This is a genomic window from Nocardia sp. CA-084685 (assembly GCF_050955785.1).
Lineage (GTDB): Bacteria > Actinomycetota > Actinomycetes > Mycobacteriales > Mycobacteriaceae > Nocardia.
Genome location: NZ_CP192094.1, coordinates 5977200 through 5991584, shown reverse-complemented (window position 1 = coordinate 5991584; position 14385 = coordinate 5977200). Strand labels below are relative to the sequence as shown.

Annotated in this window: 13 protein-coding genes; 6 read left to right on the top strand and 7 right to left on the bottom strand. The window is 65.7% G+C overall.

The annotated features are described in order from the left end of the window. Positions 1–56: 56 nt before the first annotated feature. Positions 57–503 carry a MarR family winged helix-turn-helix transcriptional regulator gene (locus ACQP2U_RS26630; protein WP_433709977.1) on the top strand — a complete coding sequence of 149 codons (447 nt, stop codon included), beginning with the start codon at positions 57–59 and terminating at the stop codon, positions 501–503. On the opposite strand, the gene ACQP2U_RS26625 is transcribed toward ACQP2U_RS26630, so the two are convergent. The 4 genes from ACQP2U_RS26625 to ACQP2U_RS26610 form a co-directional block, all read right to left on the bottom strand. Then, positions 496–1575 carry a 2-oxoacid:ferredoxin oxidoreductase subunit beta gene (locus ACQP2U_RS26625; RefSeq protein WP_433709976.1) on the bottom strand — a complete coding sequence of 360 codons (1080 nt, stop codon included), beginning with the start codon at positions 1573–1575 and terminating at the stop codon, positions 496–498. The genes ACQP2U_RS26630 and ACQP2U_RS26625 overlap by 8 nt on opposite strands. Next, positions 1575–3500 carry a 2-oxoacid:acceptor oxidoreductase subunit alpha gene (locus ACQP2U_RS26620; protein ID WP_433709975.1) on the bottom strand — a complete coding sequence of 642 codons (1926 nt, stop codon included), beginning with the start codon at positions 3498–3500 and terminating at the stop codon, positions 1575–1577. Before ACQP2U_RS26620 ends, ACQP2U_RS26625 begins: the two co-directional genes overlap by 1 nt. 83 nt (positions 3501–3583) lie before the next feature. Further along, complete coding sequence (locus ACQP2U_RS26615; RefSeq protein ID WP_433709974.1) at positions 3584–4600, bottom strand: Rv2578c family radical SAM protein; 1017 nt, start codon at positions 4598–4600, stop codon at positions 3584–3586. A 31-nt stretch (positions 4601–4631) separates the two neighbouring features. After that, positions 4632–5636, bottom strand: a complete 1005-nt coding sequence (locus tag ACQP2U_RS26610) for an NAD-dependent epimerase/dehydratase family protein (protein ID WP_433709973.1) — start codon at positions 5634–5636, stop codon at positions 4632–4634. Positions 5637–5881: 245 nt separating this feature from the next. Here ACQP2U_RS26610 and ACQP2U_RS26605 point away from each other — a divergent pair, with 245 nt between their 5' ends. After that, positions 5882–6211 (top strand): type VII secretion target, encoded by a 330-nt coding sequence (locus ACQP2U_RS26605; protein WP_433709972.1) that lies wholly within the window; start codon positions 5882–5884, stop codon positions 6209–6211. A gap of 5 nt (positions 6212–6216) precedes the next feature. Then, a complete protein-coding gene (locus ACQP2U_RS26600) occupies positions 6217–7815 on the top strand; it encodes a hypothetical protein (RefSeq protein ID WP_433709971.1) in 1599 nt (532 codons plus the stop codon). A gap of 235 nt (positions 7816–8050) precedes the next feature. Here ACQP2U_RS26600 and ACQP2U_RS26595 read toward each other — a convergent pair whose 3' ends face one another. Next, the gene (locus ACQP2U_RS26595; RefSeq protein WP_433709970.1) at positions 8051–8572 is read right to left on the bottom strand and encodes a hypothetical protein; all 522 of its coding nucleotides are present in this window, start codon (positions 8570–8572) and stop codon (positions 8051–8053) included. Positions 8573–8766: 194 nt separating this feature from the next. Continuing rightward, the gene (ypfJ, locus tag ACQP2U_RS26590) at positions 8767–9690 is read right to left on the bottom strand and encodes a KPN_02809 family neutral zinc metallopeptidase (protein WP_433709969.1); all 924 of its coding nucleotides are present in this window, start codon (positions 9688–9690) and stop codon (positions 8767–8769) included. 333 nt (positions 9691–10023) lie between these two features. On the opposite strand from ypfJ, the gene aspS reads away from it, so the two are divergent. Together aspS and ACQP2U_RS26580 are read left to right on the top strand one after the other, a co-directional pair. Then, complete coding sequence (gene aspS, locus ACQP2U_RS26585) at positions 10024–11823, top strand: aspartate--tRNA ligase (protein WP_433709968.1); 1800 nt, start codon at positions 10024–10026, stop codon at positions 11821–11823. A gap of 65 nt (positions 11824–11888) precedes the next feature. Then, entirely contained in the window at positions 11889–12857 is a 969-nt protein-coding gene (locus ACQP2U_RS26580) for a DUF389 domain-containing protein (RefSeq protein WP_433709967.1), read from the top strand. A gap of 67 nt (positions 12858–12924) precedes the next feature. On the opposite strand, the gene ACQP2U_RS26575 is transcribed toward ACQP2U_RS26580, so the two are convergent. After that, entirely contained in the window at positions 12925–13608 is a 684-nt protein-coding gene (locus tag ACQP2U_RS26575; protein WP_433709966.1) for a hypothetical protein, read from the bottom strand. A gap of 19 nt (positions 13609–13627) precedes the next feature. Here ACQP2U_RS26575 and ACQP2U_RS26570 point away from each other — a divergent pair, with 19 nt between their 5' ends. Next, positions 13628–14221, top strand: a complete 594-nt coding sequence (locus ACQP2U_RS26570; RefSeq protein WP_433709965.1) for a hypothetical protein — start codon at positions 13628–13630, stop codon at positions 14219–14221. Positions 14222–14385: the final 164 nt, after the last annotated feature.

The following is a 14385-nucleotide window of genomic DNA, read 5'->3' as shown; positions in this document are numbered from 1 at the left end:
TTCACATCCTAAATCGTTCAGACTATGAATGGTTTAGTGGTAGTATTATGCTGGCTATGAAGAACGTCAAGGCGGAAAAGCTGCCGGAGACCGTCATCTTCCGGCTCGGACTGCTGGGTGCGTTCCTGACCGACCGCTTCAGCGCCGATGTGTCGAGTCTCGGGCTCAAGCCGAAGCATGCCGGGATGCTGAATGTGTTGGCGGCCAGTGGGCCGACATCGCAGATGGAGATGGCACAGATACTGCGCGTCGCGCCGAGTCTGGTAGTCGCGCTGGCCGACCACCTCGAGTCCCTCGGGGCCATCGAACGATTACGGGATCCGGCGGATCGTCGCCGTCAGAACCTGAGTCTGACCTCTCACGGGCGCGTACTGCTGCGCAAATGCCTCGACGCCGCGGAGGCGATCGACGCCGAGACCACCGGGGACCTCACCGCCGTCGAGCGTGCCGACCTACATCGCATCCTCGGCACGCTCGCCGATCGGCTTGGTCTGCCTAGCTGATAGTCCAGGTTTCCGAGCCGTTGAGCAGGGATTGCAGCGAATCATCGTGTACCGGTTTGCGTTCCCGCGCCATGGCGGTTTGGTTGCGCACCGCATCGTCATAGGTGGCACGGGTGACATTGCGGAAGATGCCGGTGACCACGTGGCCGAGGTCCTGGTCGGACAGGCGCGAGAGCGCGTAGGCGTACTCGGGATTGTCGGTGTAGGCGTCGTGCACGATGATGTCGGACTCGCCGACCTCGTCGGCGCGCACCACCGCGAGCCCGAAACCGGCACGCACCACGGCGAATTCGCCATTGACGCCGAAACGGATCGGCTGACCGTGGTGCAGTGGGATCAGGCGGGATTCGGCATCGCCCTTGCGCAGCACATCGAAGGAACCGTCGTTGAAGATCGGGCAGTCCTGCAGAATCTCCACGAACGAGGTTCCGCGATGTTCGGCCGCCGCGCGCAGCACCTCGGTGAGACCCGCGCGATCGGAATCCAATGCGCGCGCGGCGAAGCTGGCTTCCGCGCCGAGCGCGACCGAGAGCGTGTTGAAGGGGTGGTCGACCGAGCCCATCGGCGTGGACTTGGTGATCTTGCCCTCTTCCGAGGTGGGGGAGTACTGCCCCTTGGTAAGTCCGTAGATCCGATTGTTGAACAGCAGGATCGTCATATTCACATTGCGGCGCAGGGCATGGATCAGGTGATTGCCGCCGATCGACAGCGCGTCACCGTCACCGGTCACCACCCACACCGACAGGTCCGGCCGGGTCACCGCGAGTCCGGTCGCGATGGCGGGCGCGCGGCCGTGAATGGAGTGGATGCCGTAGGCCTCGAGGTAGTACGGGAACCGGCTCGAGCAGCCGATCCCGGAGACGAACATCAGATTCTCCCTGCGCAATCCGAGTTCGGCGAGGAAGCCGCGCACGGTCGCCAGGATCACGTAGTCGCCGCAGCCCGGGCACCAGCGCACCTCCTGGTCGGAGGTGAAGTCCTTGACCTTCTGCGGGCCGTCCGCGGATGGTACTCCGGAGAGTCCGGTGAGACCCAGATCTGTTCCGACGAGCGATGTTTCGACGATGGTCATCAGTTGCCCCCAGTCGAGTACGTGGCCCGTGCCCGTGCCGCGAACGCCTTATCGTGTTCCATATCCTCGATCGAGCCGTCCAGTGCCGCATCGATGACACCGACGAGTTCCTGCGCGGAGAATGCCGTTCCCGCGATCTTCGTCCACGGTCGCACATCCACCAGATACTTCGCCCGCAGCAGCATGGCCAGCTGACCGCCGTTCATTTCCGGCGCGACCACCGTCGAATAGCTGCGCAGTACGGCACCGAGGTTGGCGGGCAATGGATTCAGATATCGCAGATGCGCGTGCGCGACCGGGACACCACGTCGGCGGGCGCGCCGACACGCCTCACCGATCGGGCCGAAGGAACTGCCCCAGCCGATCAGCAGCAGGTCGGCCCGCCCATCCGGATCATCGACCTCGAGATCGGGGACGGTGATGCCATCGATCTTGGCCTGCCGCAGGCGAACCATGAGTTCGTGATTGCCGGGCTCATAGGAGATATTGCCGCTGCCGTCGGCCTTCTCCAGTCCGCCGATCCGATGTGCGCGACCGGCGGTGCCCGGCACCGCGAGGGGCCTGGCGAGAGTGTCGGGGTCACGGGAGTAAGGCTGGAACGGCGTGCCTTCTTCGGCTTCGGATTCGAAGCGCGGATCGATCGGCTCCAGCTCGGTCACCCGCGGAATCGACCATGGCTCAGAACCGTTGGCGATCGAGCCGTCAGAGAGCAACAGCACCGGCGTGCGATAGGTGAGGGCGATGCGCGCCGCCTCCACCGCGGTGGCCAAACAGTCGGCGGGGGAGCGCGGCGCGAGTACGGCGACGGGTGACTCCCCGTTGCGGCCGTAGAGCGCCTGCAGCAGATCGGCCTGTTCGGTCTTGGTCGGCAGTCCGGTGGACGGGCCGCCGCGCTGCACGTCGACGATCACCAGCGGCAGTTCCGTCATCACCGCTAGTCCGATGGTTTCGCTCTTGAGTGCCAGTCCTGGGCCAGAGGTACTCGTGACGCCCAGCGCGCCGCCGAGCGAAGCGCCGAGGGCTGCGCCGATGCCCGCGATCTCGTCCTCGGCTTGGAAGGTGGTGACGCCGAAGTTCTTGTGCTTGCTGAGCTCGTGCAGGATGTCGGAGGCGGGCGTAATCGGATAGGTGCCGAGAAAGACCGGCAACCCGGACAATTGTCCTGCGGTAACGAGGCCGTAGGCGAGCGCGGTATTGCCGGTGATCTGGCGATAGGTTCCCGGCGGCAGCTTGGCCGGGGCCACTTCGAAGGTGGTTGCGAAGCTTTCGGTGGTCTCGCCGTAGTTCCAGCCCGCGCGGAAGGCGAGTAGATTCGCCTCGGCGATATCGGGTTTCGCGGCGAACTTCTCCCGCAGAAAGCGTTCGGTGCCGCCGATCGGACGTCCGTACATCCAGGACAGCAGGCCGAGTGCGAACATATTCTTCGCCCGCTGAGCGTCCTTCTTACCGACACCGGTCGGCTCGGTCGCGCCGAGGGTGAGTGAGGTCATCGGCACGCGGTGGACCACGAAATCGCTCAGCGTGTCGTCGTCGAGCGGATCGGTGGTGTAGCCGACCTTGCCGAGATTGCGTTTGGTGAACTCGTCGGTGTTCACGATGAGGGTGGCACCGCGCGGCAGATCCTCGAGATTGGACTTCAGCGCGGCCGGATTCATCGCCACCAGCACGTCGGGCTGGTCGCCCGCGGTCAAGATGTCATAGTCGGCGATCTGGATCTGGAAGGACGAGACGCCGGGCAGCGTGCCCTGTGGCGCCCGGATTTCGGCCGGGAAGTTGGGCTGGGTGGCGAGGTCGTTGCCGAATGCGGCCGCCTCGTGCGTGAAGCGATCACCGGTGAGCTGCATTCCGTCACCGGAGTCCCCGGCGAACCGAATTACGACCTTTTCCAATTTCGCTGTGCCGACATCTCTTTGGTCCGAAACCATATGCCTGCTTCACTTCCTCGTCCGATGGGAGGTGCCATTGGCCAACCTACTCCGCCGTGTGCGGGAATTGCTTGTGAAATGCTTTACGCGAACAGTGCCAGCTGCGTGTCGTTGGGCAGCGGCGTCGAGAGTTGTGTCTCCGGCTCCGGGGTGTGCTCGCGGGTGAGGCCGTGTCGCTGGAGCAGAGGCTGCACCCGCTCGCGTAGCCAGGCCGCATATTCCGGTGTCACATAGGCGCCGCGGCCATAGAGCTGGCGATAGCGGCGCACCAGTGCGGGATGTTCCTCGGCCAGCCAGCTCAGGAACCAGCCTCGGGTGGCGCCGCGCAGATGCATCGGGAATGCGACCACCGATGCCGCCCCGGCCTCGGCGATCGCACCGAATAGTGCGGTCAGATGGGCGCGGCTGTCGGTGAGATAAGGGATCACCGGCGCGACCATGACGTTCACCTCGAACCCGGCATCGGTCAGCGCCCGCACCATCTCCAACCGCGCCTTGGGCGATGGAGTGCCCGATTCCAGGCTGCGGTGTAGATCCGCATCCAGGATCGCGATGGAGACCGCGATGCTCACTCGGACCTGCCGCGCCGCCGCCGTGAGCAGCGGCAGGTCCCTGCGCAGCAGCGTGCCCTTGGTGAGAATGGAGAACGGCGTGCCGGAATCGGTCAACGCGCGAATGATGCCCGGCATCAACCGATATCGGCCCTCGGCGCGTTGATACGGATCGGTATTGGTGCCAAGGGCGACCGGTTCGTGATGCCAGGACCGCCGGCCGAGTTCCTTGCGCAGCACCGCGGCGATATTGGTCTTCACCACGATCTGTGAATCGAAATCCCGGCCCGCGTCCAGGTCCAGATACTCGTGAGTGGGGCGCGCGAAACAATAACGGCAGGCGTGTGAACAGCCGCGCATCGGATTGATCGTCCAATGGAACGGCAGATTCGATGCCTCCGGCATCTTGTTCAGCGCGCTCTTGCACAGCACCTCGTGAAACGTGATGCCCTCGAAGTCGGGGGTCTGCACGGTGCGCACGAAACCCGCCCGGTCGAGACCGGGCAGGGCGCCGTCGTCGGCATCCAGGGTTTGGCTTTGCCACCGCACCCCATCAGTCGAACATGTGTTCTAAGCGGTGTCAAGCAATCTGTCGGGCGTCGGACGCGGTGAGCTGCTTCGGATCGGCGAAGAAAGTCACCAAATCGCGCACGGTCGCCTCGATGGGCCTTGGCTGATAACCGATTTCGCGCTCTGCCTTGCCGTGGTCGACGATCGGTGCGGAGACCAGCGCGCCGAGTGCGGCCTTGGACACGATGTCGGTCTTGAGCAATCTGCCTACCGGTGCCAGGACTGGAATCAAACCGTTGACGACCTTGGGGGAGATCGAGAACTTCGGTCCCTTCTTGCCGCCGCATGCCGCCGCGATGCGACACAGGTCGAGCATCGAGATCATCGAACCGCCGAGCAAATAGTTCTCGCCGGTCCGGCCCCGTTCCCCGGCCAGGATCAGGCCCTTCGCGACATCGCGGACATCGACCAGATCGAAGCCGCCGCCGATCATCGCGGGCACCCGGCCGCGCGCCGCGTCCTTGAGGGTGCGATTGATCCTGGACAGCGGGGTGCCGTAGTCGAGGGGGCCGAAGACTCCGGTGGGATTGCAGATCACCGCGTCCAGACCCTGCTCGATCACCTTGCGCAGTTCGATCTCGCCCGCCCATTTGGAGCGGTCGTAGACAGGCAGGCCGGGATCGGTCGAACGCGCCGAGGTCTCGTCGATGCGGCCGCCGCAGGTGTACTGGTTGAAGGCGTGGATGGAGCTCGCGTGCACCATACGGCACACGCCCAGATCCAGTGCTGCCTCGGCGACGACGCGCACGCCCTCGGTATTGACCTTCCATGCGAGATCGTGCTGGTCGGCCAGGGTGATCACGGCGACGAGGTGGTAGACGATCTCCGCGCCGGCGAGCACGGACCGCATGGATGCCGGATCGAGCACATTGCCGGAGACCCACGTGACGTTCGGGTCCGTCCGCTGCTGCGGAACGACGCGATCGATTGCTGTGACCTCGTGTCCTCGTTCGACCAGCAGGCTGAGCAGATTCGTGCCAAGGTAGCCGGCTGCGCCGGTCACTGCGACCTTCATGCGATCGAGAATATAGAACTTGTTCTAATTTGCAACATGTTCTAGTTCCGCTGGGCGGCCACATTGGGCTCGAAACTTGCCGGTGGGGTCGGCTATATTGAGCGCAACCGCAGCGGCGCCGGTCCGGTCTCGCAGCTGCGTAGGGGCCCGATCGCAGCCGAGCTGCCGGTCGGGCAGGGAGTAGACATTGATCGATGCTATGAACACTGAACTGCAGTTCACGACGATTTGGGGGGTGCAACTCGATGGCTGATCTGTCGGTGGAAACCGATGCGGTCCGAGCATTCGCGGCGACTAATGCGGGGGTCGCTGGCGAGATCGCCGGTGCGGCCGATTTCGATGCCATACAGAACGTTGTCGCGCTCACGCCGGTATTCGGTCTGATCGGAGCCGACTACCTTTTGGCGTTCGCCGCGGCGCAGGTATTGCAGGCCAAGGACATCAATGATCTGTCGGCCAAATATGACAAGCTCTCGAAGTCGGCGTTCACCGCGGCTGCCGCCTTCGACACCACCGACTCCGGCAACGCGAGCGTACTGAGCGCGATCACCAACCAGGTCGGGGGCGGAGTATGAGGCCGATGGATACGGGCGCGACCGGCGTAATCGCACCTGACCAGAGCGCGGCGATCGAAGAGGCAGTGATCGCGACGCAGAACACCGCCGTGGACGCACTGCAGAACGCGTCGCAGGGATTGAGCGATCTGTCGCTGCCGCAATTGCCCGCGGATCTGCCGCCGATCGAGCCGCCCGAATTCGTGCTCGCCCGCAAGATCACCGAGGATTCGCCGCAGCTGGGGACCATGCCAACCGGCATGCCGGGGCTCAACGGCAATTCGACGCCGGACGCGAGTTCGATTCTGTCCGGTGCGGTGCCGCCGGATGTGTCGCAGGCACTCACCGATGCGCAGACCGCGATCAGCCATGCGGCCGCTCCGGTGGTGCAGGCCGCGCAGAGCGCGGCTCAGCAGGCGCAGAGCGCCGTGAGCAGCGCGCTCGGCGGGGCGGGCAACCAGGGTGCGGCCGCGGCGACCACGAATATTCCGTCCGATCCGGCCGCGGCGCTGATGCAGGGACTGTCGATTCCCGGAATTCCCGGCATCGACACGCTGTTCCAGCCGATCCTCGAGCTGCTCAACAGCTTCGGCACAGGCGTCATCGGAGCCTTCGACCCGACCGCGATCCTCAGTCAATCATCCAAGATCATCGAGGCCGCGGTATCGGTCGGCAAGGGCGGCTTGCAGACCGTCGAGCAACTGTGGCAGGGCCAGTCCTCCCGGGAGGCGCAGGCCGCGAGCAACACCGCGCAGGCCCAGGGGCAGGACACCAGTCAGCGCGGTATCGATATCTCCGAACTCACCCAGCGCGCCGCCGCGGTGGTGCAGCAGGGTAATGCGCAATTGCTCGGCATAGCGGGCGAATTCGCCACGCAGGCAACCGCACTCGTGCCGGTAGCGCTGACGCCGCCCGGCCAGGCCGTGCTCATCGCGACCGCTACCGAACATCTGGGCTCAGCAGTCGCGGTCGCCAATGCGACCCGCGGTGACCTGGCAGGCAAGACGGCCGAGCTGACCGGTCTGGTGAATCAGCTGCTCGGGACCAGCGGTCTGCCCGCGCCGCAGGAGGTCGCGCAGGCGGTCATGCAGAACATCGGCGAGCCGATCATGGAACAGGCACAGTCGGTCGCGCAGGATGCGTCGACCAATGCGGCCAGTCTGTTGGACGGTTCCAGCACCTCTGGTTCGCCGAGCACGTCCACCACGGCGGCATCGTTCAATACCGGGCATACCACGTCGGGGAGTTCGGGCATCACCGGTATCGGAAGCCATTCCGGTTCGCCGAGCACATCGGGCTCGCCGTCGACGCAGAAGGTGACCGGCACTCCGGGCAGCAGCGTATCGCCCATCAGCCGGGTCTCGGGCCTGTCGGGCACATCCTTGGGCACGGGTACCTCGACCAGCGCGGGCAGCACCGGTAACTCGTTCATGGGTGGCAGCCCCGGTGCCACCGGCCAACGCGGCGGCAGTGACGACGAGCACTCGCGCAATGTGGACCCGTACCACAGCCGCACCGGCAACGACGACCTCACCGGGCCACTCGGTGAGTCCACCCCTGACGTCATCGGCGCGACCCACCCGGATGAACTGGTCAGCTCCGACTACGAACAGGACCAGTTCTAGTCGACAGCAGATCTCCAGTACCCCTGCTCGGTTTCGAGTGGGGGTACTGGTGTTCCGGCCCCACATACGCCCTTGTACCACCTCGATCCCGGTGAATATCGAAGACGCACAAAGTTCCTCGTGGTTGCATACCGTCGCAGCATTTCGTGGCCGAGAGCTCACCGTCTTCGCGCGAGCGGGTCTGGGTGCTGCCGAAGTACGTGAGCGGCAATGGCCTTCGAGGTCGACACCCGGTTCAGTGGTCTCGGGTGAAGGCGTCGAGCAGTTTTCGGTAGAGGTCGGTGAACCGCTTGCGGTTGGCTTGTTGGTCGGACGTGAGGTTCTCGGTCGCGTCGGGGGCGTACATGAGCAGATGGACATCTTGGTCGGGCGGGGTCTGCATGAGATCGATGATCTCGGTGCCCTGGTCGGTGGCACTGGGCATGCCGAGGTCGAGCGCGGCGAGCGATTTCGTTTCCGCCAGTGCGGCATTGAGGACGTCGCTGGGGATGGTGCCGGTGAGCCGCTGGGGTGGGGTGTCGGCGGCGCGGGTGGTGGATGCCGCGTCGGGGTGTTCGACCGCGTGGCCGTCAGGGTAAATCTGCAGCAGCGGACGAAGGTCGACGCGCTCGGACCAACCGCTGGGGATGGTGGTGAGTGTCAGCAGCGCCGTGGCGGGCGGTTGTGGTGTGTCGGCGGCAGGTTCGGCCGAGGCGACGCCCCAGCTACCCGCGAGTGCCACGACGAGAACCAGCAGTGCCGACTTCGTTATCCGCATGAAATCCCTATCTACGCTGTGCCACAGTCCAATTGGTCTCGGTTACCAAGGCCTCGATCATCTCAGCGCGTGGGCACGGACTCGCACGGCGCGCCGACGTGTCGCTCGAATTCCTGTCGCTGAGCCTCGGTCGACCTGCACCGCATGCACAGCGCATCGCCGTAGGAGACCATCTAGCTGCATCCGTTGACTGATCAGCGCAAGGCAGACGGGTTGTTCAGGTCCGACGCCGAGTATGTGTCGCACGCTTGGACCTGGCCGGTCTTGTAGCCGGTGAGGAACCATTTCTGGCGTTGGTCCGAGGAACCGTGGGTCCACGCCTCCGGGTTGACGCGGCCTTGAGCGGCGCGCTGGATTCGGTCGTCACCGACGGCGGACGCGGCGGAGAGCGCGTCACGGATATCGTTGTCGGACAGGGTTTTCAGGAAGGGCTGGTTGGTGCCGGGGGCGGGCTGCTTATCGGCGAAGTGGGCCCAGATGCCGGCGTAGCAGTCGGCCTGGAGTTCGGTGCGGACCGCGCCGGATTCCGCGCCGCGCGGATCCTGTTGGGCCCGACCGATATCGCCGAGCAGATTCTGGATGTGGTGGCCGACCTCATGGGCCACCACGTACTCCTGCGCGAGCGGACCGCCGCTGGAACCGAAGCGGTCGACCAGTTCCTGGAAGAAGGCGGTGTCGAAGTAGGCCGTCCGGTCGCCCGGGCAGTAGAACGGGCCGACCGCGCTGGTCGCATTGCCGCATCCCGTCGAGACCGCGCCGGAGAACAGCACCAGTTTCGGCTTCGAGTACTTCTTGCCGGTCTGCTGGGGCAGCTGTGCCGCCCACACCGCGTCGAGGCTCTGCGCGGTGAGCACCACCCGGCAGTCGACGTACCTATTGGCGTCCGCGCCGGTCTTGCAGTGCGCGGGCGTGCCCGCGACGCCGGGCTGGACGGTGCTGTTCTCGCTACCATTCAATTGTCCGAGCAGCGAACCGGGGTCTCCGCCGAGCAGCAGGCCGATTACCAGCAGGATGAGACCCCCGGCACCACCGCCGAGGGCGAGTTTGCCGCCCATGCCGGGTCCACCGCCGGAAGAAGCCCGATCCGGGTCGATCTGGAGGCCTTCGTTGAAGGTCATCTGCTTCGCTTTCTGTGTTGGATTTACGGCGCCTGCGGCGCCGCGTATTCGCGGCCCCCGCTGTCTCGCATCCGAGCGGCCGAGACTCGCGCCTGCGGCGCTGTGGCCACTCGGATGCGAGACGGGCCGCGAACGGCGCTCGTAAGACTCGCATCCTGGTGGGACGTGTGCGGTACTGCCCGGTTTCGGCCCAAATCCGCGGACCGACGACCTGATGTCTACAGCTTCGCACGCGGCGCGGTGATATCGGTTTCCTCTCGGGATATGTGTCTCACTACGATGGCAACCGCACCGGATCGCCCTGCCGGTGTCACATCCGTCGAAAGGAATCCCGTGCTGCGCACCCACTTGGCTGGTTCGCTGCGAAGCGAGCACGCCGGTCAGACCGTCACCCTCACCGGCTGGGTGGCCCGGCGTCGTGACCACGGTGGCGTGATCTTCATCGATCTGCGCGATGCCTCGGGTGTGGCGCAGGCGGTGTTCCGCGAGGGTGAGCCCGCTGCTCAGGCGCACAAGTTGCGTGCCGAATTCTGCGTACAGGTGACCGGTGTGGTCGAACAGCGGCCCGACGGCAATGAGAATCCGGAGCTGCCGACCGGTTCCATCGAGGTCAACGTCACCGAACTCGAGGTGCTCAACGAGAGTGCGCCGCTGCCGTTCCAACTCGACGAGCAGCCCGGTGACGAGGCTCGCCTCAAGTACCGCTACCTCGACCTGCGCCGCGAGGCGCCGGGGAAGGCCATCCGGCTGCGTTCGAAGGTCAACGCGGCCGCCCGCGCGGTGCTGGCACGTCATGAATTCGTCGAAGTCGAAACCCCGACGATGACCCGGTCCACGCCTGAGGGCGCCCGCGACTTCCTGGTTCCCGCGCGCCTGCAGCCGGGCAACTTCTATGCACTGCCGCAGAGCCCGCAGCTGTTCAAGCAGCTGCTGATGGTCGCCGGTATAGAGCGGTACTACCAGATCGCGCGCTGCTACCGCGACGAGGACTTCCGCGCCGACCGCCAGCCCGAATTCACCCAGCTCGACCTCGAGATGAGCTTCGTGCGCCAAGAGGACGTGATCCTGGTCGCCGAGGAGATCATGGAGTCGCTGTGGAAGCTGGTCGGCCACGAGATCCCGTTCCCGATTCCGCATATGACCTACGCGGAGGCGATGCGCCGCTTCGGTAGCGATAAGCCGGACCTGCGCTTCGGCGTCGAGATCACCGAATGCGCCGAATATTTCAAGGAGACTCCGTTCCGGGTTTTCCAGGCGGAGTATGTGGGCGCGGTCGTGATGCCGGGCGGCGCGAGTCAGCCGCGGCGTCAGCTCGACGCGTGGCAGGAATGGGCCAAGCAGCGCGGTGCCAAGGGGCTGGCGTATGTCCTGGTACAGGAGGATGGCACGCTCGGCGGTCCGGTCGCCAAGAATCTCAGCGAATCCGAGCGGGAGGGCCTGGCAAAGCATGTCGGCGCGGTACCGGGTGACTGTGTGTTCTTCGCGGCCGGTCCGGCCAAGGCGCAGCGTGCGCTGCTCGGTGCGGCGCGCGGGGAGATCGCGCGCAAATGCGGTCTGATCGATGAGAACGCGTGGGCGTTCGTGTGGATCGTGGATGCACCGATGTTCGAACCCGCCGCCGAGGCGACCGCGAGTGGCGATGTGGCACTTGGTCATTCGGCATGGACCGCGGTGCACCATGCGTTCACCTCGCCCAAGCCGGAGTCGCTGGAGACCTTCGACACCGACCCGGGATCTGCGCTGGCCTACGCCTACGACATCGTCTGCAACGGCAACGAGATCGGCGGCGGCAGCATCCGTATCCACCGTCGCGATGTGCAGGAACGCGTGTTCAACGTGATGGGCATCGGGCACGACGAGGCGCAGGAGAAGTTCGGCTTCCTGCTCGACGCGTTCTCCTACGGCGCCCCGCCGCACGGCGGCATCGCCTTCGGCTGGGATCGGATCACCGCGCTGCTGGCCGGAGTGGATTCGATCCGTGAGGTCATCGCCTTCCCGAAGACCGGTGGCGGGGTGGATCCGCTGACCGATGCGCCCGCGCCGATCACGGCGCAGCAGCGCAAGGAAGCGGGCTTGGACTTCAAGCCGGAGAAGAAGGACGAGGGCGGCGAGGCGGTTCGCGCTTCGGAATAGCGCGGGCTGCCGCTGGAACGGTACTTTCTGGTCAGTTTCATCGATCCTGACCACAAGGGGTTCCAGTGCTGCACTTGCGCATGATCAGCCCGCCCGAACTCACCGACAAGGCGATGGCGGTGCTGAGTGCCGATCCGGGCGTCACCCATGTGACGTTGGCCCGGGGTGTCGCCGTCGAACCCGTCGGTGATCTGATCCAGGCCGATGTCGCGCGTGAGGCCGCCAACGATGTGCTCGCCGATCTGACCACGCTCGGGATCAAGCACACCGGCGGCATCACCCTCGTCCCCGTCGAGACCATGATCTCCGATGCGGGCGAGCGGGCGATCGAGGAGGCGCCCGGTGATCCGACCGATGCGGTGGTGTGGGAGGAACTGATCGCGCAGACTCATGAGGAGTCCGCGCTCACCCTGAGCTTCGTCGCGTTCCTCACCATCGCCTGCCTGCTCGCGGCGGTCGGTGTGGCTACCGACTCGCCGGTGACGATTGTCGGCGCGATGGTGGTCGGGCCGGAGTTCGGGCCGCTGGCAGCCTTTTCGGTGGGGTTGTGGCGGCGCGATTTCCGGCTCGCTCGCAAGTCAGCGGTCGCGCTGCTGGTGGCGTTTCCGGTGGCGATGGTCATCACGCTGTTGGCGACCGTGCTGTGGGAGCAGTTCGGCTGGATCACCTTGACCGGTGTGGACGCCATCAAGAATGTCGACTTCATCTATGAGGTGGGGCCGTTTTCACTGGTGGTGGCGCTGCTGGCGGGCGCGGCGGGCATGTTGGCGCTGGTAACCGCGAAATCGGCGGCGCTGGTCGGGGTGTTCATCTCCGTGACGACCGTGCCCGCGGCCGGATTCGCGGTGATCGCTGCGACTCTGGGGGAGTGGCATATCGCGTTCATGTCAGCCGGGCAGCTCGCGGTGAACTTGGCGGGCATCGTCACTGCTGGGGTGCTCGTGCTGGCGCTGCGCCCGCGCGCGGGTAGCGAGGGCGGTCCGATCGCACGGTTCAAGCAGTGGTGGTGGCTGCGGACACTGCCCGCTAAGTGACGACCAATTCTGTTGCAGGGCCGGGCTTCCGGAGCGCTGGGGGCCGATGCGCCCAGCGCATCGAATGTTAGGTCACGGACACGGTGCCGCCAGTAAGTGCCCGGTAGGCGTAGGTCACCGCGATCGTGCACACCGGCCCGGCGATGAGAAGTCCGATGCCGCACAGCAAAGTCGCGACAATGACGATGACCAACACCGCGATGGCAAGCAGCAGCACCTGCCCGATATTGGCGATGACCAGCGTCGCGCTGGACTTGATCGCGTCGAATGGACCCTGCTCCTGATCGACGACGAAGTGCAGCGAGAACATGCACAGCAATCCCGCGATCAGACCGGGTACGAAGCATAGCGCCGCGCCGATCCAGGTGAGCACGAAGGCGAGCAGGGCTGTCAAGAGGACATTTCCCGCATTCACGAAATGGAAGTAGGACGCGAAAGTCGGTTTGTTGCCATCGGTTTCATACAGCGCGCCGCGGATCATGGCGGCCTGCAGCAGCCAGATCGCGGCCATCACCGCGAGGAAGATCAGCAACAGACTGAACAGCGAATTCGGTTGCACGACCTGGACGATGAGCACGAAGGCGAGATAGATGATCACGCCGACCGCGGTAATGGCCAGCCAGGGGCCGAAATTCGAGCGAAACTTCTCCCAGCCGTAGCTCAGGGCATTACCGACATCGAGGGTGATCGGTGTGCCGGGGGCGGACTGATAGCCGTAGGCCGGCGTGCCGGGCTCGGAGCCAGGGGGCATAGCGCCGGGAGGAGGCATCGTGCCGGGCGGCGGCATGATGCTGGGTTGTGGTGCGCCGGGTGGCATCGCGCCTGGGGGCATGGTGCCGGGCGGCGGCATGGTGCTGGGTTGTGGTGCGCCGGGTGGCATCGCGCCTGGGGGCATGGTGCCGGGCGGCGGCATGGTGCTGGGTTGTGGTGCGCCGGGTGGCATCGCGCCTGGGGGCATGGTGCCGGGCGGTGTGGTGCTGGGTTGTGGTGCGCCGGGTGGCATCGCGCCTGGGGGCATGGTGCCGGGCGGTGTGGTGCTGGGTTGTGGTGCGCCGGGCGGCATCGCACCCGGCGGTACGGCACCGGGCGGCGTCGTGTGGGGCTTCGCCAGGCCGGGCGCTGCCGCGCCAACCGATCCGACACCGGGTTGCATTGCGCCCGGCGGGGCCGCGCCTGCAGGTGTTGTGGCAGCTCCGGACGGCATCGCACTAGGCGGCACAGTTGCCGGATGTGGCGTGCCGGGACCGGTTCCTGGTGGACCGTCGCTCGGCTGTACCGGTTGTCCCGGCGCGCCGACCGCCGGTGGCGGCTCGAGCGGTTCACCGCCGTACTGCGCCGCGCCGGGACCCTCGAACCGTGGGTAGCCAGCGGGCCCGGCCATCTCGTGCCTGCTGTGTCCGGTGCTCGCTTGCGTCGGTTCCGGGTCGGTACTTTCGTGCTGACCCGGATGCGCTGCGACCTGTTCACCTCTCGCCTCGTCGGGCGCGCCGCCGCTCGGTTCGGGCGAGCCAGTTGGTTCGTTCGGCTT